The 19,046-nt window shown below is 56.3% G+C and carries 20 protein-coding genes; 18 read left to right on the top strand and 2 right to left on the bottom strand.

Going from position 1 to position 19,046, the window contains the following annotated elements:
• Positions 1-120: 120 nt before the first annotated feature.
• The 3 genes from P349_RS18500 to P349_RS18490 all read left to right on the top strand — a co-directional run bounded on the left by P349_RS18500 (position 121) and on the right by P349_RS18490 (position 2,302).
• Complete coding sequence (locus P349_RS18500; RefSeq protein ID WP_032647196.1) at positions 121-909, top strand: PhzF family phenazine biosynthesis protein; 789 nt, start codon at positions 121-123, stop codon at positions 907-909.
• Between the two features lie 27 nt (positions 910-936).
• Entirely contained in the window at positions 937-1,728 is a 792-nt protein-coding gene (locus tag P349_RS18495; protein ID WP_032647198.1) for a PhzF family phenazine biosynthesis protein, read from the top strand.
• 91 nt (positions 1,729-1,819) lie between these two features.
• A complete protein-coding gene (locus P349_RS18490) occupies positions 1,820-2,302 on the top strand; it encodes a GNAT family N-acetyltransferase (protein ID WP_032647199.1) in 483 nt (160 codons plus the stop codon).
• Here P349_RS18490 and ptrR read toward each other — a convergent pair.
• Positions 2,256-3,134: a putrescine utilization regulator PtrR gene (gene ptrR / locus P349_RS18485; RefSeq protein ID WP_032647202.1), complete on the bottom strand. Its 879-nt coding sequence runs from the start codon at positions 3,132-3,134 to the stop codon at positions 2,256-2,258. The two genes, P349_RS18490 and ptrR, sit on opposite strands and share 47 nt — an antisense overlap.
• Positions 3,135-3,232: 98 nt before the next feature.
• On the opposite strand from ptrR, the gene sad reads away from it, so the two are divergent.
• The 9 genes from sad (at position 3,233) to P349_RS18440 (ending at position 13,601) form a co-directional block, all read left to right on the top strand.
• Positions 3,233-4,621 carry a succinate-semialdehyde dehydrogenase gene (gene sad / locus P349_RS18480; RefSeq protein ID WP_032647203.1) on the top strand — a complete coding sequence of 463 codons (1,389 nt, stop codon included), beginning with the start codon at positions 3,233-3,235 and terminating at the stop codon, positions 4,619-4,621.
• Positions 4,622-4,732: 111 nt separating this feature from the next.
• Complete coding sequence (locus P349_RS18475) at positions 4,733-6,322, top strand: methyl-accepting chemotaxis protein (protein ID WP_032647205.1); 1,590 nt, start codon at positions 4,733-4,735, stop codon at positions 6,320-6,322.
• Between the two features lie 62 nt (positions 6,323-6,384).
• Positions 6,385-7,311: a glutaminase B gene (gene glsB / locus P349_RS18470; RefSeq protein ID WP_024908464.1), complete on the top strand. Its 927-nt coding sequence runs from the start codon at positions 6,385-6,387 to the stop codon at positions 7,309-7,311.
• Positions 7,311-7,667 (top strand): DUF4186 domain-containing protein, encoded by a 357-nt coding sequence (locus tag P349_RS18465; RefSeq protein WP_032647208.1) that lies wholly within the window; start codon positions 7,311-7,313, stop codon positions 7,665-7,667. Before glsB ends, P349_RS18465 begins: the two co-directional genes overlap by 1 nt.
• Positions 7,668-7,780: 113 nt before the next feature.
• Positions 7,781-9,220: a sensor domain-containing diguanylate cyclase gene (locus tag P349_RS18460; protein ID WP_032647210.1), complete on the top strand. Its 1,440-nt coding sequence runs from the start codon at positions 7,781-7,783 to the stop codon at positions 9,218-9,220.
• Positions 9,221-9,339: 119 nt separating this feature from the next.
• Positions 9,340-10,305 carry a sensor domain-containing diguanylate cyclase gene (locus P349_RS18455; RefSeq protein WP_032647212.1) on the top strand — a complete coding sequence of 322 codons (966 nt, stop codon included), beginning with the start codon at positions 9,340-9,342 and terminating at the stop codon, positions 10,303-10,305.
• An 82-nt stretch (positions 10,306-10,387) separates the two neighbouring features.
• A complete protein-coding gene (locus tag P349_RS18450) occupies positions 10,388-10,915 on the top strand; it encodes a GNAT family N-acetyltransferase (protein ID WP_032647214.1) in 528 nt (175 codons plus the stop codon).
• Positions 10,916-11,033: 118 nt separating this feature from the next.
• The gene (locus P349_RS18445; protein WP_032647216.1) at positions 11,034-12,485 is read left to right on the top strand and encodes a tagaturonate reductase; all 1,452 of its coding nucleotides are present in this window, start codon (positions 11,034-11,036) and stop codon (positions 12,483-12,485) included.
• Positions 12,486-12,686: 201 nt separating this feature from the next.
• Positions 12,687-13,601, top strand: a complete 915-nt coding sequence (locus P349_RS18440; protein WP_032647218.1) for a bestrophin family protein — start codon at positions 12,687-12,689, stop codon at positions 13,599-13,601.
• Here P349_RS18440 and P349_RS18435 read toward each other — a convergent pair.
• Entirely contained in the window at positions 13,589-14,137 is a 549-nt protein-coding gene (locus P349_RS18435; protein ID WP_032647221.1) for a GNAT family N-acetyltransferase, read from the bottom strand. The genes P349_RS18440 and P349_RS18435 overlap by 13 nt on opposite strands.
• 134 nt (positions 14,138-14,271) lie before the next feature.
• On the opposite strand from P349_RS18435, the gene P349_RS18430 reads away from it, so the two are divergent.
• From P349_RS18430 to P349_RS18405, 6 genes are all read left to right on the top strand, one after another.
• Positions 14,272-14,859, top strand: coding sequence for a hypothetical protein (locus P349_RS18430; RefSeq protein WP_032647222.1), 588 nt, complete (start codon positions 14,272-14,274; stop codon positions 14,857-14,859).
• 11 nt (positions 14,860-14,870) lie between these two features.
• Positions 14,871-15,341, top strand: coding sequence for a GNAT family N-acetyltransferase (locus P349_RS18425; protein WP_032647224.1), 471 nt, complete (start codon positions 14,871-14,873; stop codon positions 15,339-15,341).
• Between the two features lie 12 nt (positions 15,342-15,353).
• Positions 15,354-15,794, top strand: coding sequence for a GNAT family N-acetyltransferase (locus P349_RS18420; protein ID WP_032647226.1), 441 nt, complete (start codon positions 15,354-15,356; stop codon positions 15,792-15,794).
• Positions 15,795-15,939: 145 nt separating this feature from the next.
• Entirely contained in the window at positions 15,940-16,935 is a 996-nt protein-coding gene (locus P349_RS18415; protein ID WP_032647228.1) for an alpha/beta fold hydrolase, read from the top strand.
• A 44-nt stretch (positions 16,936-16,979) separates the two neighbouring features.
• Positions 16,980-17,720, top strand: a complete 741-nt coding sequence (locus P349_RS18410) for a response regulator (RefSeq protein ID WP_032647230.1) — start codon at positions 16,980-16,982, stop codon at positions 17,718-17,720.
• Positions 17,717-19,015 (top strand): ATP-binding protein, encoded by a 1,299-nt coding sequence (locus P349_RS18405; RefSeq protein WP_032647232.1) that lies wholly within the window; start codon positions 17,717-17,719, stop codon positions 19,013-19,015. Before P349_RS18410 ends, P349_RS18405 begins: the two co-directional genes overlap by 4 nt.
• The last annotated feature ends 31 nt before the right edge of the window (positions 19,016-19,046 follow it).

Here is a 19,046-nt window from a genome sequence, read left to right on the forward strand (position 1 = left end):
GGCGAAAACTCAACCATTATGTGATGCAGATCTCAATATTTACCTTATAAAAGCGGTAGCCGGGAACGCTGTTTTCATTGAATATAAAAGAACAACATAATAAAAACAGGCGGTAAGACAATGCAGGAGATTGATTTTTATCTGGTAGATGCGTTCAGCGATACCTCGTTCGGCGGCAACCCGGCAGCCGTTTGCCCGCTGAAAGCGTGGTTGCCCGATGAGACCTTAGTGAAAATGGCGCAGCAGCATAATCAGTCGGAAACGGCGTTTTTCGTCTGCAGTAAAGGGGGCATTGAGCTCCGCTGGTTTACCACGCTCACCGAAGTCAATCTCTGCGGCCACGCTACGCTGGCGGCCGCGCACGTGCTGTTTACCGAGCTGGATTACCCGGATTCGCGGATCCACTTTGAAACCGCCTCTGGCCGCCTGACGGTCAGCCGGGAGGGAGAGTGGATGACGCTGGACTTCCCGGCATGTCCAACCCATGAAGAGACGCCCCCGCCTGAGATGCTTTCGGCGCTGGGTATCAGCCGCTACGTTGAAGCCCGTAAAGGACGCGCCTGGCTGATCGTTCTGGATAATCGCCAGCAGGTTGAAGCGCTTGCGCCACGCTTCTCGGCGATGACGCCGGGCGAGCATAAGGTGAGCGTGACGGCGCGGGGTGAGGGGGAATACGATTTTGTCAGCCGCTTTTTCTCACCGGGCGTTTCCGTCCCGGAGGACCCGGTCACCGGCTCCGCGCACACCATGCTGATCCCGTACTGGAGCGAAAAGATGGGTAAAACGACGATGTTTGCCCGTCAGGTTTCAGCGCGCGGTGGCGATGTGCGCTGTGAGCTCAAAGGCTCGCGGGTGCTGATGAGCGGACAGGCCACACTTTATCTGAAAGGCACAGTTTTTCTGCGCTAAATAGCCATAACAAGAGAGGAAGAGACAATGCAGGAAATTGATTTTTATCTGGTGGATGCCTTCAGCGACAAAACCTTTGGTGGCAACGCCGCAGCGGTATGTCCTCTGGAAGAGTGGCTGCCGGACGAGACGCTGCTCAAAATGGCGCAGCAGCATAACCAGTCTGAGACCGCCTTTTTCGTGCGCACCGACGGTGGGTTTGAGCTGCGCTGGTTTACCACGCTGGATGAAATTAACCTCTGCGGCCACGCTACGCTTGCCGCATCGCACGTCATTTTCGAATACCTTGATTACCCGCATACCGAAATCACCTTCACCACCCGCTTCGTGGGCGAGCTGACGGTTAAACGCAGCGGCGACTGGCTGACGCTGAACTTCCCCGCGTGGTCGACGGAGGTTGTGGATAATCCTCCCGAGGTGCTGTTTAGCGCCCTGGGCATCACGGCGGAAAAAGAGGTGCGCGTGGGTCGGGATTACATGGTGGTGCTGGAGAGCCAGCAGCAGGTGGAGGCGTTAACGCCGGATATCGGTGCCATGCTTCCGCTGGATAAAATGGTCTGCGTGACGGCACCAGGCGAAGAATATGACTTCGTCAGCCGCTTTTTCTGCCCGGGCGAAGGGGTGCCCGAAGATCCGGTTACCGGATCTGCCCACAGCATGCTGATCCCGTACTGGAGTGAAAAGCTGGGCAAAACGTCGCTCAATGCCCGCCAGGTGTCGCACCGTGGCGGGGATCTGCGCTGTGAGCTTAAGGGCGACCGCGTGCTGATTGGCGGCCAGGCTACCCTGTATCTGAAAGGGCGCGTCTTTTTGCGCTAACAGGGCGGAGCGATAAGTTAATACTATGTAGCACCCAGGCAGGCCTGCGCTATGTTGAAATTTAGCCTCATAAAAAAGCAAGGAGCCTGCCATGTATTCCATTACCTCTGAATCTGCACGTCATCCGGACATTCTCGCTCTGATCGCGGCGCTTGACCGCTATCAGAGCGAACTCTATCCCGCAGAAAGCAACCATCTGCTCGATCTGGCTGCGCTGCCGGAAGCCTCGCTGATCCTGATGATCATTCGCGACCAGCAGCTGCACGCCGTGGGCTGTGGCGCTATCGTGCTCAACGGTGACGGAACGGGGGAGATGAAGCGGGTCTATATTGACCCGGCACATCGCGGGCAGCATCTCGGCGAAACGCTGCTGGCCGCCCTGGAAGATGAGGCTCTGAGCCGTCATTGTCATACCGTACGGCTGGAAACGGGTATCAAGCAGCATGCCGCGGTGCGTCTTTATGAACAGTGCGGATACGATTTGCGTCCGGCGTTTGCCCCGTACGTTGACGACCCGCTCAGCCTGTTTATGGAGAAGGCGCTGGTTGAAGACGTTCGTTTAGCAGCGCTATAAAGGCTTCCAGCTGGCGGGTCATCGCCCCGCGTCGCCACACCAGCCAGGTGGTGAGCCAGCGCCAGTTTTCTGCCAGCGGCCAGGCTTCAACCTGTTGATGTCCCGGCATACTCTCCAGCATCGAGCGCGGCATCAGCGCGATGCCCGCGCCCGCAATGACGCAGGCGAGCATGCCGTGATAGGACTCCATCTCATGAATGCGGCCGGGCGTGGCGCGGTCAGCGTGAAACCAGCTCTCCAGGTGTCGGCGATACGAGCAGTTGGCGCGAAAGGCATAGACGTCGCTGCCGCTGACCTGCGAGGCGCGCGTCACCTCCACATGCCCGGCAGGCGTGACCAGCATCATCTCTTCCCGGTAGACCGGCATGCCTTCCAGCTCCGGGTGCGACAGCGGACCGTCGACGAAGGCGGCGCTTAGGGTTCCCTCCAGTACGCCATCAATCATCGTCCCGGAAGGCCCGGTAGAAAGGGCAAACTGAATACGCGGATAGCGCTGGTTAAACTGCGCCAGCGTTTCAGGAATGCGCACGGCGGCGGTGCTTTCCAGCGCGCCGAGGGCAAATAACCCCTGCGGCTCATCCCCCGCGACAACCATGCGCGCTTCATCCACCAGGGCGAGGATCTGCCTGCTGTAGCGCAGGAAGTTATGGCCAGCCGGGGATAAGCGCAAACGCTGGTTCTCACGAATAAACAGCTCAACGCCCAGATCGGCTTCCAGCTGGCGGATGCGGGTCGTCAGGTTAGACGGCACGCGATGCACCTTCTGCGCCGCCTGGGTGATGCTGCCCGTCAGCGCGACGGCGTTAAACATTTCAAGCTGGGTTAAGTCCATGGCATTCTCGTTTCGTGAATAAGGTGGTTAGTATTATTCATTTTTAAGAAATAGCAGAGTGAGCCACAATCAATCAACCGAAATGCGTGGAGAACATCATGAAATATTCATCTGCTACACATGCCCTCTCTGTTAACCCAGCAACGGGTGAAACCCTCGCTGCGTATCCCTGGGCGACGCCGGAAGAGGTTGAACGCGCGATTTCTCAGTCCGACGCGGGGTATCGCCAGTGGCGACGCGAAAGCGTGTCCCACCGGGCGCAGAAGCTGCGGGATCTCGGCGCCGCGCTGCGAAACCGTGCGGAAGAGATGGCGCAGATTATCTCCCGTGAAATGGGCAAGCCCATCCTGCAGGCGCGAGCGGAAGTGGCAAAGTCCGCCGGTCTGTGCGACTGGTATGCCGAGCACGGCCCGGCAATGCTGCGTGCGGAGCCGACGCTGGTGGAAAACCAGAACGCGGTCATTGAATACCGTCCGCTGGGGCCGATCCTCGCGGTGATGCCGTGGAACTTCCCGCTCTGGCAGGTGCTGCGCGGCGCGGTGCCAATTCTGCTGGCCGGTAACAGCTATCTGCTCAAACATGCGCCCAACGTGCTCGGCTCTGCGGATCTTATAGGGCAGATCTTTGCGGATGCGGGTTTCCCTGAAGGCGTGTTCGGCTGGGTGAACGCCACCAATGACGGCGTCAGCCAGGCGATTAACGATCGTCGTATTGCGGCGGTGACCGTCACCGGCAGCGTGCGTGCCGGGGCAGCCATTGGGGCTCAGGCAGGAGCCGCGCTGAAAAAATGCGTTCTTGAACTGGGCGGCTCAGACCCGTTCATCGTTCTCAACGATGCCGACCTGGATCTCGCCGTGAAAGCGGCGGTAGCGGGTCGCTACCAGAATACCGGGCAGGTGTGCGCGGCGGCAAAACGCTTCATTGTGGAAGAGGGTATTGCGGACACCTTTACCCAACGCTTTGTCGATGCGGTTGCTGCCCTGAAGCTGGGCGCTCCGGACCAGGAAGAAAACTACCTGGGCCCGATGGCGCGTTTCGATCTGCGCGATGAACTGCATCAGCAGGTACAGGCGACGCTGGCAGAAGGTGCAACGTTGCTGCTGGGTGGCGAGAAAATCAGCGGCGAGGGGAATTACTATGCGCCAACCGTGCTGGCGAATGTCACCCCGTCGATGACGGCGTTCCGCCAGGAGCTGTTTGGTCCGGTCGCGGCTATTACCGTCGCGAAAGACGCGGAGCATGCCTTGATGCTTGCCAACGACAGCGACTTTGGCCTGTCCGCCACCGTCTTTACCGCTGACGCAGCGCTTGCGGATAAATTCTCCCGCGAGCTGGAGTGCGGCGGCGTGTTTATCAACGGCTTTAGCGCCAGCGATGCGCGCGTGGCTTTTGGTGGCGTGAAGAAAAGCGGTTTCGGCCGCGAGCTTTCCCACTTTGGCTTGCACGAGTTCTGTAACGTGCAGACGGTGTGGAAGGATCGCGTGTAATCCTTAATTTCGGCCCTCGTCGTGAGGGCCGTTGTCATTATTCTGCCATGGTTCTGTCATTTTCATTTCGTAGACTCGCACGCGTCTAACGCCTTGTAAATGAAGCTAATTATGAACCTAACGCAAATTTTTCGCCGTATTGCGCAGCGTCTCACCCCGCGTCACTTTGGCCTGTTGACGGGCATCTTTTGCATTATTGGCCTTTTCTCCGCGCTGCAGCTCTCCTCGTCACTCCTGCTTAACGCCTCCCTGAACAACGCCCAGCGTAACGAGCAGCAAAACCTGCTGGCCTGGCAGCAGCAGAGCAAGCTGGATCTGGCCCGTGTTTCCCTGCTGGCGGCAAGCGATCTGCTTAACCGGTCCGGCGTCTGGTTTATGCAGGATAAAGAGACCGGCTCCGACGGAAGCTGGCATAGCCTGATGGACGATGCGCAAAAGGCGCTGACGGTTTCTCAGCAGGCGTGGAAGGCCTGGCTGGCGCTGAATCCGCCGAAAGATGACGCCCTGGTGAACAGCTATCAGCTTTTCTACGGTGCGATTAAAGAGCAGGCTGAAGGTCTGGTAAAAGATAACACCATCGACGCTTTTTTTGCCGTCCCGGCGCAGGCGTTTCAGACGGATTTTAACGACAACTATGCGCGTTATCAGCAGGCAAGCGAGAAGCAGGCCATGCAGGGGCGTCAGAGCCTCATGGCGCAGCTCTCAGGATTGCAAACGTTATTCCTGTTTGCGCCGGTGCTGTTGCTCGCCATCGCCGCTGTCGTCTGGTTCGGCATGTCCAGATGGGTGATTACGCCGCTGCGTCGGTTGATTGCGCATATAAACCGGCTGGCGGCAGGGGATCTCTCCGGCACGCCGCCGGACGTCATGCGCTTCAACCGGGAGATAGGGCAGCTTAGCGACAGTATTGCAACGATGCAGCACGGTCTGCAGCAGCTGGTAACGCAGGTCAGCCATGCCACGGCGACCATGGTGGAGAACATTAGCTCCCTGGCACAGGGTAACCAGAAGCTGTATCAGCAGTCGGCACGCCAGGCGAAAGAGCTTGAGGATGTGACGGCGCATATCGCGGCGCTGGAAAACCATGTGGAAGGGAATACCGGCTATGCCAGACTCGCCAGCTCGCGGGCGGATGAAGCGCGTCAGGCCGCCGCGGGGGGAGACCAGATGATGTCGACCGTAAACGCGTCCATGCAGGCGATCGTCGACCGATCGTCTGAGATGCGCGGGATCGTGGCGATGATCGACAGCGTGGCGTTTCAGACCAACATCCTGGCGCTGAATGCGGCCATCGAGGCGGCCCATGCCGGAAACCAGGGGCGCGGTTTTGCCGTCGTCGCCCGGGAGGTTGGATTGCTGGCCAGAAAGAGCAGCCACTCGACGCAGACCATTCAGGAGCTGATCAACCGCTCGGTTCAGGGCATTGAAGACGGTTCCCGTGCCGTCACCCTGATGGAAGAGAATCTGCAGCAGGTCACCGGTCTGGTGGGCAATTTAAGCAGTTTGCTGAATGAGATCTCCACCGCCACCCTCAGCCAGGGAGAGAGTATTCACCAGATGACCCGCCAGCTTCAGGCGCTGAACCAGGTCTCCCGTCAGACGGACCTGCTGGTCTCTGACGCCTCGGATGCCTCTGAGCGGCTGCAAAAGCAATCCGATCTTTTATTGCAGGCCGTTTCGCGTTTTCGTCTTAGCGCCTGACGCAATACATAAGCCTCTGTTATACTCGCAGCCCGTTTTAGCCTGAGGGCAAGGAGCAAAGTGTGGCTGCGGTCATCCATAATGAGATGTTGGACGAGATTCTGGCGCAGGTTCGTCCGTTAATTGGAAAGGGGAAGGTTGCCGACTATATTCCGGCCCTTGCCTCGGTCAGCGGGAATAAGCTGGGCATTGCTATCTGTACTATCGACGGACAGCGATACCAGGCAGGGGATGCAACAGAACGTTTTTCCATTCAGTCCATTTCGAAAGTGCTCAGTCTGGTTGCGGCGATGCGCCAGTATGAAGAAGACGAGATCTGGCAGCGGGTGGGCAAAGATCCGTCCGGCCAGCCTTTTAACTCGCTGCTTCAGCTCGAGATAGAACAGGGTAAACCGCGAAATCCCTTTATCAACGCCGGGGCGCTGGTGGTCTGCGATATGCTGCAAAGCCGCCTCAGCGCACCACGTCAGCGAATGCTTGAGATTGTGCGTCAGCTCTCGGGCGTTGACGACATTACCTATGATACGGTTGTGGCACGCTCGGAGTTTGAACACTCTGCCCGTAACGCGGCTATCGCCTGGCTGATGAAATCCTTCGGTAATTTCCACAACGACGTGGCGACCGTCCTGCAAAACTACTTCCATTACTGCGCCCTGAAAATGAGCTGCGTTGAGCTGGCTCAGACGTTCCTGTTCCTTGCGCACCAGGGGCACGCACCGCACCTTGATCAGGAAGTCGTTTCGCCGCTTCAGGCTCGTCAGGTTAACGCGCTGATGGCCACCAGCGGGATGTATCAAAACGCCGGCGAGTTTGCCTGGCGCGTTGGGCTTCCGGCTAAATCGGGCGTTGGCGGCGGGGTCGTGGCGATTGTGCCGCATGAAATGGCGATAGCCGTCTGGAGCCCGGAGCTGGATGAAACGGGAAATTCGCTTGCCGGCGTGGCGGTTCTGGAGAAACTGACCCAGCGTCTGGGACGTTCAGTATACTGATGCCCGATCTGGATCCTCTCTTTTCCCGTCTGGCGCGATCGACATTTCGCTCGCGCTTTCGTTTAGGCGATAAAGAACGACAGTACTGCTGGGACAAAGGCCCCGAAACCATTGACCAGCATGCCGCGGATTTTGTCGAAAAGCGCCTTGCGCCTGCACAACCCGCAAATGACGGTAAACAGACGCCTATGCGCGGTCACCCGGTGTTTATCGCCCAGCATGCCACCGCCACCTGTTGTCGGGGCTGCCTGGCAAAATGGCATAACATTCCACAGGGTGTAACGCTCACCGCGCCGCAACAAAATTATATCGTCAGCGTTATCCATCACTGGCTGGTGCTGCAGATGAACGCCTAAATTTGACGAGTTATGCTCCAGTGGTATTTGTGTTATAGATGCATCCTAAGTTAGTCCCGATCATGCTGACGACCGCAATAATTGCCATAAGCTTTCATATGGAATGATATTTAATGCGTTCTGCTCTTACCGCTTTCAGGCCGTTCCAGCCTGACACGCCGCTGCGAAATGCATCGACGATCTTCATCCTCACCACCTTGTTCTATTTTGTGGGCGCGGAATTACGGCTCGTTGAGGCCTTGTCGCTGTTCTGGCCACTCAATGGCGTGATGGCAGGGATCTTTGCCCGTTATGTTTTCCTGAATCGCCTGCATTACTATGCGGTATCCTATGTCGCGATGCTGTTGTACGACGCGGTAACGACCAGCTGGGGGATGGCCTCCGTGGTGATCAACCTGTCTAACATGGTCTTTATTGTTGTCGTCGCCGTGCTGGTTCAGCGCGACAAGCGACTGATAAAGAAAACCCCCGATCCGCTTAACGCGCTACGCCTGTTTAACTACTGTCTGATTGCCGCGCTGCTTTGTGCCTTGCTCGGCGCGGCGGGGTCGGTCGGGATTGACAGTCACACCTTCTGGCCGCTGTTTGCCGACTGGTTTAGCGAGCAGTTCTCAACCGGCGTGCTTGTTGTGCCCTGTATGCTCACGTTACGTATGCCCGGGCGTGATCTCAGGTTACGTCTGGAGCAGTTGCTGCCGGTGATGGCGCTGATCGTCTCGGTGGTCGCGTCGGTGGTGATTGGCGGAGCGGGGAGCCTCTCGTTTCCTCTGCCAGCGCTTATCTGGTGTGCGGTTCGTTACTCATTGCCTGCGACCTGTCTGCTGACGTTTATCACGGGTGCCACTGAAATCATTTTGGTCGCCAACTCGATTATTAATATTGCCGTGGCGACGCCGTTTACGACGCCAATGATGTTTTCAGCCCGGCTGGGTATCGCCACGATGGCGATCTGCCCGGTGATGGTCTCCGTCAGCATGGCGGCGATTAATTCCCTGATCCGCCAGGTTTCACTGAGGGCGGATTATGACTTTTTAACACACGTCTACTCGCGTTCCGGGCTTTATGAGGCGTTAAAGCATGAAGAGACGTACCGGCATACCCGTTTTTTGACCGTCATGCTGCTGGATATTGATTATTTCAAAAGCATTAATGATAACTACGGCCATGAGTGCGGAGATCGCGTGCTGGCGTCGTTTGCCCGACAGGTTCAGCAGGTCGTTGGCGAAGACGGCATGGTGGCGCGCATGGGCGGGGAAGAGTTCGCTGTGGTGGTTCATTCAGGCGATGCGCAGCACGGTTTTGAACTGGCTGAGCGTATCCGTTCCACCGTTGCCAGCCATCCTTTTACATGGCGTCACCAGACGCTCTTTCTGACGGTCAGTATTGGCCTCGGCAGTGGAAAGGCTGAGTCATGGCAGTTGACCGAGGTCTTCAACAAGCTCATGGCCGAAGCGGACGATCATCTCTATCGTTCAAAAAAAGCGGGTCGAAACCGTACCAGCGCCCGGGTGGCGGACGAGCAAGTTGCCGCGCCCACCGGGAGTGAAACATAGCTGCGTTAATCGTCATAAGGCATTGACGTGAATAGTAAGCGACTTAACAGCCTGTCAGAACGCTGACAATGCCTCTGTTTAAGCTACGCTTTTAGTAACGCTTTACGTCAGGAGACATTATGAAAGCACCTGCAACCCCTGAAAATGAAACAGACAGACTCAACTCGCTACGAGAATCCGGTCTGCTTGAGATCGACAGTTCCCCGGCGTTTGACCGGTTAACGCGTCTGGCAAAACGCTTCTTCCAGGTGCCGCTGGCGATGGTCAATCTCATTGATGAGCATTCGCTAATCGTTAAGTCCGCTGATGGTCAGGCACCCGGCTCCGTTCCGCGTAACATCTCATTTTGTGGGCATACGATCCTCACCGAAGCGCCGCTGGTGGTAGGGGATATGCTTCAGGACGATCGTTTTGCGGATAACCCGCTGGTGGCCGGTGAACCTCGCGTGCGGTTTTACGCGGGCTTCCCGCTGCGCCTGCGTGACGGCGCAAGCGTCGGCTCGCTGTGCCTGATTGATTACGCTCCCCGGGAGTTTTCTGCCGCCGACCTCGCCGTCCTGGGAGACCTTGGCGCGCTGGCGGAAGATGAATTTGCTGCCATCAGCGCGGCGACCACGGATGAATTAACCGGGCTATTCAACCGTCGGGGTTTTAATCAGCTCGTGCGCTTCACGCTTTCCGTTGCCCGGCGCCGGGCAGAGCCGCTGACGCTCGGCTGGCTGGATTTGGATCGCTTTAAGGAAATTAACGATCGCTTCGGGCATGAAGAGGGGGATAAGGCGCTGAATGCCATGGCGCAACTGATGCGTGCCTCTTTCCGCGAAGCGGATCTGCTGGTTCGTTTTGGCGGGGACGAGTTCGCCGTGCTGTTCGCGGATACGGATGAGCAGGGCGCCTGGATTGCCATGCAGTATCTCGCCGAGCAGGTAGAAAACTATAACGCCCGCAGGTTACACCCCTGGTCGCTTCACTTCTCATGGGGGCTAAGTGAATTTGATCATAACGGCAACGACCTGCAGCAGTGGTTAAAAGATGCCGATGAAAAGATGTATGCCATGAAGCAGCAGCGCCAGCGCGCCCGGTGACATAACAAAAGCCTATGTCCGATCCGTTTGCGTTAATAAGATGTTAAATGCACAGTGATGGTATTCAACGTAAGGAAAAACAATGAATACCTCACTGCAAATCAAAAACCTCACCCGAGACGAAATTCTCACCCACCTTGATGCGCTAGCCGGGATCCTCGAAAATTGTGTGAACGGCGGGGCATCCGTCAGCTTTATGCTTCCCTTTAGCCTGGAGAGGGCCCGCTCTTTCTGGCGCGGCATTGCTGAAAGCGCAGGGCGCAATGAGCGCCTCGTGCTGGCCTGTGTCGACCCGCAGGACGGCGTCATCGGAACGGTGCAGTTAATCACAGACCAGCCGGAAAACCAGCCGCATCGCGCCGATGTGGCGAAGCTGCTGGTTCACGAGAAAGCGCGCCGGAAAGGTGCCGCGATGGCATTGATGGAAGCGCTTGAAGCTGAGGCTCGGGCCAGGAACATTTCGGTTCTGGTACTTGATACCTCCACCGGCAGCGGCGCCGAGACGTTCTACCAGCGCGCCGGATGGCAAAAGGTGGGGGAGATCCCGCGCTATGCCCTTATGCCGGACGGCGTCATGACGGCCACGTCTGTGTTTTATAAGTTCTTATGATTATTTTGTACAACTACGCGACGTATTGATCAAAACAGGGTTCCCGGTCGTTAAGTTTTGGTAAGTTATCGTACCAATCTTATCAGGCTGTATGACTAATCATAAAAGGAACCCCCTTGTGAACACGCTCAACCGTCGTGATTTTCCCGGTGCTCAATACCCAGAACGCATCATTCAGTTTGGTGAAGGCAATTTCCTGCGTGCGTTCGTCGACTGGCAAATTGACCTGTTAAATGAACATACCGATCTTAATGCCGGAGTGGTTATCGTCCGTCCTATTCAGAGTGACTTCCCGCCGTCGCTGAGCACTCAGGATGGTTTGTATACCACTATCATTCGCGGCCTGAACGAGCAGGGTGAAGCGGTGAGTGAGAGCCGTCTTATCCGCTCGGTTAACCGTGAAATCAGCGTCTACGACGATTATGACGCGTTTCTGAAACTGGCACACAACCCGGATATGCGTTTTGTTTTCTCGAACACCACCGAAGCGGGTATTAGCTACCACGCGGGTGACAGATTCGACGATGCCCCTGCGGTGAGCTACCCGGCAAAGCTGACGCGACTGCTGTTTGAGCGCTTTAGCCACTTCAGCGGTGCACCTGATAAAGGCTGGATCATCATTCCGTGCGAACTGATTGACTACAACGGTGATGCGCTGCGTGAACTCGTCCTGCGCTATGCCCAGGAGTGGTCGCTGCCTTCGGCCTTTATCCGGTGGCTAAACGACGCCAACAGCTTCTGCTCGACGCTGGTTGATCGTATCGTGACCGGTTACCCGCGCGACGAAGCGGCTGTACTTGAAGCTGAGCTGGGGTATCACGATGGGTTCCTTGACACGGCTGAACATTTCTATCTGTTCGTTATCCAGGGGCCGGCATCCCTTGCTCAGGAACTCCGTCTGGATAAGTACCCGTTAAATGTAGTGATTGTCGACGACATCAGGCCCTACAAAGAACGCAAGGTTGCCATCCTGAACGGGGCGCATACGGCGCTGGTGCCGGTCGCCTTCCAGGCCGGGCTGGATACGGTGGGCGAGGCGATGAATGATGCGGAGATCTGCGCGTTCGTCGAAAAAGCGATTTATCAGGAGATCATTCCGGTCCTCGATTTGCCGCGGGACGAGCTGGAATCTTTCGCCAGTGCGGTAACAGGGCGTTTTCGCAATCCCTATATCCGACACCAGCTGCTTTCCATTGCGCTCAACGGCATGACCAAATACCGCACCCGCATCCTGCCGCAGCTGCTGGCAGGGCAGAAGGCAACAGGGCAATTACCGGCACGTCTGACGTTTGCCTTAGCCGCGTTAATCGCGTTCTACCGCGCGGAGCGTAACGGGGAGAGCTATCCGGCGCAGGATGATGCGTGCTGGCTGGAACGTTATCAGCAGCTCTGGGCGCAGCACCGCGATCGGCAGTTGAGCACCCGTGAGCTGGTGCAGTCGGTGCTCAGCGCACGCGAACACTGGGAACAGGACTTGACGCAGGTAATCGGTCTTGTCGACCAGGTCACGCTGGACCTTGATGCCATTCTGCTGAAGGGAATGCGCGCTGCGGTTAAACCGCTTTGCTAATGCGTTCACCCGGCTGCGGCCGGGTTTAAACACATTTTATTTTAGTTACAACATACTATGTGCTTTGTTTTTAAAAAACACATGCAGCACTGTGCGGATTTCGCTAATCAGGGGAGAAAGTGCAATGTCCCGTTAACAAACTTGCAACGGTGACGGGGATCACGTTTAATAGCCTCGCTCTTTTCTTTCCTGAAACTCACTATGATCGTTCGTCCTAAACAGCACTGGCTACAACTGATTTTTGTCTGGCACGGTTCGGTACTGCCTAAGATCTATACCCGATTGCTGCTCAACTTCCTGCTTTCTATTGCCGTTATCCTGATGCTGCCGTGGTATACCTCACTGGGCATCAAATTTACCGTGGCGCCATTCAGCATTCTCGGCGTGGCGATCGCAATCTTTCTCGGTTTCCGAAACAACGCCTGTTATTCACGCTACGTTGAGGCTCGCCTGCTCTGGGGGCAGTTGATGATAGCGGCGCGCTCGCTGTTTCGCGAGGTAAAAAACACCTTGCCTGACGATAAGCATCTGGGCGAATTTGTCCGTCTGCAGATTGCTTTTGCTAACTGTCTGCGCATGACCCTGCGTCGGGAGCTTAACGCCGAGCAACTCTCTCACTATCTTGCTCCGGATGATTTACGTCAGGTGATGAAAGCCAACTCACCGGCGAACCGTATTTTACTGATCATGGGGGAGTGGCTGGCCGTGCGGCGGCGTAACGGGCAACTCTCAGACATTCTGTTCCACAGTCTGAACAATCGTCTGAACGATATGTCCATCGTTCTTTCCGGATGTGAACGCATTGCGACCACGCCGGTACCGTTTGCCTATACGCTGATTTTGCACCGCACGGTGTACCTGTTCTGCATCATGCTGCCGTTCGCGCTGGTTGTGGATCTGCACTACATGACGCCCTTTGTCTCTGCGCTGATCTCATACACCTTCATCTCGCTGGACACCCTGGCGGAAGAGCTGGAAGACCCGTTCGGCACTGAGAATAACGATCTACCGCTGGACGCCATCTGCAACATGATGGAACGCGATCTGCTGCAGATGAACGATGAAGAGAACATTCCGGAAAGGCTGATGCCGGATAAACACTATCAGCTGACCTGACGGGCGTTCCACTCGTCGCGGGTGATCTCCCACAGCTCGGAGTCCAGCATCCCGCTAACGTAGGCTTTCTTCTCCGTCCTGATAAGCCGCATGCCGCTACTGTCCGAAATACGACGGGAGCGGCTGTTAGCAGCGGCCTTCGGGGCCCGCAAGACGGATTTGTTTAGCGTATTGAACCAGTAATCCGTCGCGGCAATGCTGGCCTCGCGCATGTATCCCTGGCCCTGAAACTCCGGCGCGAGCCAGAACCCGCGGTTGTTATCCTCGACGTCGTACAGGCAAATAATGCCCATCAATTCATCCGGCACCTCACGTCGTCGGATGCTCCAGAACCAGGCAATCCCTTTCGCCACATCCGGCAGCGCCACGTTATTGACATAGTTTTCCGCGCCGTTATCCGGGTAGGGCCATGGCACGGAAGAGACCATATAGCGGACAATCTCCCAGCGCGGATAAAGCTTTTGTATCTGAGCCGCATCTTCGGCAACCAGCGGTTTTAGCAGTAAGCGTTCTGTCATGAGCGTCGGTATGGTCATCCGCGGATCTCCCTTTTTAGGCGTTATGCTTTTGTTTGCGTTCTGGTATTTTCATCTCTATCACATTTAGTTGAGGCGTGCTGGGTTCATTCCCTACCAGAAATGGGCATCATTTCTTTAATGGTGAAATTTTGATGAGTTTTTTGTCTCTTTTAACCGGACGGGTTTTCCAGGATCTCCTGCAGCATGGCAAAGAGATAGAGGAGGCTATTGCTCATCGTGATATCCGTCTCTTGAATCATTCCACGCCCGAGCTGGAACGGTATTTTTCGCGTCCACTCAGCGAGCTTCCGCGTCAAAATCCTTATCCGGTAGCTATGCTGTTACCTCTGTTTTTAGTGGCGTTTGCGTTAAACCTTTTGCCTTTTCTCAGCACGTTGCAGGGTTTGTCACCTTTGCATCATGCATTGAGCTTTTTCTTACCATCAGTGACGATGACAGGCGCGCTCATTGTGACAAGCGTACTCCTGGCACGTGGTAAGACGTCGGGATTGTCGGGCTTTATGGCGTTGTTCATCATCCTGCTGATAACGACCCTCGTTCAGGTTTTACATTTCCTGCTTTCGCATGACGGAGGTCTTTGGCCTCTGGTCATCGCATCATTCGCACTATTACTTTGTCGGGTGGTGATGAACAGCAGCGGCTTTGTGCTGTTTACGCTCTATTATCGTACTCAGCGTCTTGCCAGGTCGGCACGGGAAATGCGGCTAAAAAGCCGTTAAAGGAGGAGGTTATGACATTACGAAAAGCCAGGCCACAGGAAGCCGAAACGCTCTGGAATATTCGCAATCAGGCGATTCGTCACGGCTGTAAAACTAGTTACGACGCAGAGGTCATTGCGCGCTGGACGCCAGATCTCATGCCCGAACGCTTTCGGAAGATGATCATTGAATACCCTTTTTATGTGGTTGAAGATGAAAAGGGCGATGTTGCGGCAACCGGCTATCTCGATCTGGATACCCACTGTCTGGAGGCGATTTTCACCTTGCCTGCAGCCTCCGGAAAAGGCATGGCAACCCGGATTATTGAGGCGCTCAAACAGGAAGCCTGCAGCCGGGGGATAACCCGCCTGACGCTCGATGCGACGCCTAACGCCCAGTCGTTTTATCAGAAGCTGGGGTTTGTTACGCTGAGCGAAAGCTATCATCACTCGCGTATGGCAGGTGTCGATTTACGCTGTTTCGAAATGGCGATCAATTTGTAATGTGAGGAACACATGGCTGTCACGGTAAGACCTCTACGCGCAGACGACTATTCCCAATGGCGACCGCTGTGGGATGGTTACACCCATTTTTATGATTGCTTCCTCGAGGAATCCGTCACCGCAGCGACGTGGGAAAGGGCGCTCTCAGCGCATTCATCGATGTTCTGCCGGGTCGTGGAGAAGGACGAAAAGGTCATCGGTTTCGCAATGTGTGTTCTGCATGAAGGCACCTGGTCAACGGCCCCCGTCTGCTACCTGGAAGATCTGTTTGTTGATGCTGCCGAACGCGGTGCGGGAGCCGGTAAGGCGCTCATTGACGCGCTGATTGAGGAAGGCAAGCGCGAAGGGTGGTCGAAACTGTACTGGGTCACCCGGGAGAACAACCCGGCGCGTAAACTCTATGACAAATATGGCGAAGCTGACGATTACGTCCGCTATCGCCTCTCCCTTTAGGGCGACAACGCCTGTGTTTGTATCACACTGTATCAGCGTTCCGGATACATACACAGGCTTGCAATAAACCCGCTTTCGCACATATCCGCTATACATTGCAGTGTTGTTATATCCCCGTGAATTGTACTCAACCGGAGATACCAACATGTTTAGCAAACTCGCGTACTCAACTCTTGCACTGACCGTTTCACTTGGCACCGTGATGTCCTGTCAGGCCGAAGTCACCGGCACAAACGTCGCCGCAGCCTTTGATCATCCTCAGCAAATCAATGCCGGCGATCTGAATGTCGGCTATGTCGACATTGGCCCGAAAGACGGTCAGCCGGTTATTTTACTGCACGGCTGGCCCTACGATATTCACAGCTATGCCGAGGTTGCACCCGCACTGGCGGCAAAAGGGTACCGGGTCATTGTGCCGTCTCTGCGCGGTTACGGCACCACGCGTTTCCTGTCAGCAAAAACGCCGCGCAACGGCCAGCCTTCGGCGATGGCGAAAGACATCGTCAACCTGATGGATGCCCTGAATATCCGGCAGGCGGTGTTTGCAGGATATGACTGGGGCGCCCGGACGGCGGATATCGTTGCGGCGCTGTGGCCCGAGCGCGTGAAGTCACTCGTTTCAGTGAGCGGGTATCTCATCAGCAGCCAACAGATTGGCAAACAGCCGCTGCCGCCAAAAGCGGAGCAGCAGTGGTGGTATCAGTTCTATTTCTCTACCGCGCGTGGTGCTGAAGGCTATGCCAAAAACACGCATGACTTCGCCCGTTTAATCTGGTCTCAGGCCTCACCTGACTGGAAATTTAGCGATGCGGTCTTTAACGCCAGCGCCAAATCCCTCGATAACCCGGACCACGTCGCGGTGACGCTCAGTAATTATCGCTGGCGTTTAGGGCTGGAAAAAGGCGAGCGTAAATACGACCGCTACGAGCAAAAACTGGCCACGCTGCCGAATATCACCGTCCCAACGATCACCATCGAAGGCGGCAACAACGGCGCGCCGCATCCGGCACCGCAGGCCTATGCAGCTAAATTTACCGGCAAATATGAGCACCGCACCTTCGGCGCAACCGTGGGGCACAACCCGCCTCAGGAAGATCCGCAGGATTTCGTCAAGGCAGTTATCGACGCGGATAAGCTGTGAAATGTGCTATTTTCAGTACGTTACCCTTCGGTCTGGAGAGTTCGGTGGAACATATTGACCACATCCTTGTCGTCGATGACGACAGGGATATTCGTGAACTGATTGTCGATTATCTCGGTAAGTCTGGCTATCGCGCGACGGGCGCGGCCAACGGCAAAGAGATGCGCAGCGTACTGGATAAACAGCATATCGACCTGGTGGTGCTGGACGTCATGATGCCCGGCGATGATGGTCTCACGCTATGCCGGCAGCTACGCAGCGGCAAACATAAAGATCTGCCCATCCTGATGCTGACGGCCCGCAATGAGGAGACGGACAGGATCCTGGGCCTGGAGATGGGCGCGGATGACTACGTGGTGAAGCCGTTTGTCGCCCGTGAGCTTCTGGCACGCATTAAGGCGATTTTACGGCGTTTTCGCACGATGCCGCCCAATCTACAGGTGACAGAAGCAGGGCGGCTGGTGATGTTCGGTGAATGGCAGCTCGATACCGTCGCCCGCCACTTAATCGACCCGGAAGGGGTGATTGTGGCGCTCAGCGGGGCGGAGTATCGTCTGCTGCGCGTTTTCCTGGACCATCCGCAGCGCGTGCTGACCCGTGACCAATTGCTCAATCTGACGCAGGGGCGAGACGCCGAGCTGTTTGAACGTTCTGTCGACCTGCTGGTGAGCCGGGTTCGCCAGCGCCTGAATGAAGATGCCCGCACGCCCGCCTATATCAAAACCGTGCGCAGCGAAGGCTATGTCTTTACGATGCCGGTGACCATCAAAGAGGTTAACGAATGACGCTCTGGCCACGCTCGCTGCTGGCCCGTTTGCTTATCGTCGTGCTGCCCGGTTTGCTGCTGGCTAACGCCCTGAGCCTGACGCTGGTCATGATTGAACGCATGCACAGCGCCCGCACGGTGATGCTCGGTAATCTGGAAAACGACGTCGCAACCAGCGTCGCCATTTTAGACCACTTACCGGCCAGCGAACGCGCCGCCTGGCTGCCGCGGCTTGAACGGGGTAACTATCGCTATATTCTGGGCACAGGGGAACCCGGCGCAGCGCCGACGGATAAGCGTTCGCAGGATGCTATCCGAACCTTAAAAGCGACGCTCGCGGCACAATATCCTCTCAGCTTCACCGCCGTTCCCGGCGCCATTTCACATATCCAGGCGCATCTAACGTTAAGAGACGGCTCGCCGCTGACCATTGACCTCATCCCGCGCATGCCGCCCGTCGCCAGCTGGTTACCCGTTGTGCTCATCCTACAGCTGCTGCTCCTGGCGGCCTGCTCCTGGATCGCCGTGCGGCAGGTGGTTCGGCCTTTTTCACAATTTACCCGCGCGGTGGATTCACTTGATCCGGCGGCCAGCACGCCAATGAAGGAGAAAGGGCCGCTGGAGCTGCAGCGCGCAGCCCATGCCTTCAACGCCATGCAGGCGCGCATTCAGTCTTATCTCCGGGAGCGCGCACAGATCCTGGCCTCTATTTCTCACGATCTCCAGACGCCCATTACCCGCATGAAGCTTCGTGTAGAAATGACGGAGCAGCCTGAACTGCGGGACAAGCTCTTAAACGACCTTGATAACATGTCGCGTCTGGTGCGGGAGGGCATTGCGTATGCCCGGTCATCAGAATCACTGGAAGAGACGTCGCTGAAGCTAGAACTGAACGCCTGGGTCAACAGCATCGCCAGCGATTATCAGGACATTGGTAAAAACGTGCAGTTTCAGGCAAACGAAGTCCGTTTGCCGATCGTCACGCGTCCGCAGGCGCTTCGTAGAGTAATGACTAATCTGCTGGATAATGCCCTGAAGTTCGGCGACTGTGCCGTCATTGCCATTGATGATTCGTCTGCCAAAGAGGTGGTGATTCACATTGTGGACGACGGACCGGGAATACCCGAAGCCGAGCTGGAGGCGGTTCTGCAGCCGTTTTATCGTGTTGAAACCTCGCGTAACCGCGATACCGGCGGGACAGGACTCGGCCTGGCTATTGCCGCGCAGCTGACCGCACAGCTGGAAGGAAAACTCAAACTGGCGAACCGAACCAGGGGCGGACTGGATGTCGCTATTACGCTACCGCGCCGTTAATTGTACCGCTCTGTATCTCCCGGCGTGGGGA

The sequence above is a fragment of the Enterobacter sp. DC4 genome (assembly GCF_000568095.1).
Classification (GTDB): Bacteria; Pseudomonadota; Gammaproteobacteria; order Enterobacterales; family Enterobacteriaceae; genus Enterobacter; species Enterobacter pseudoroggenkampii.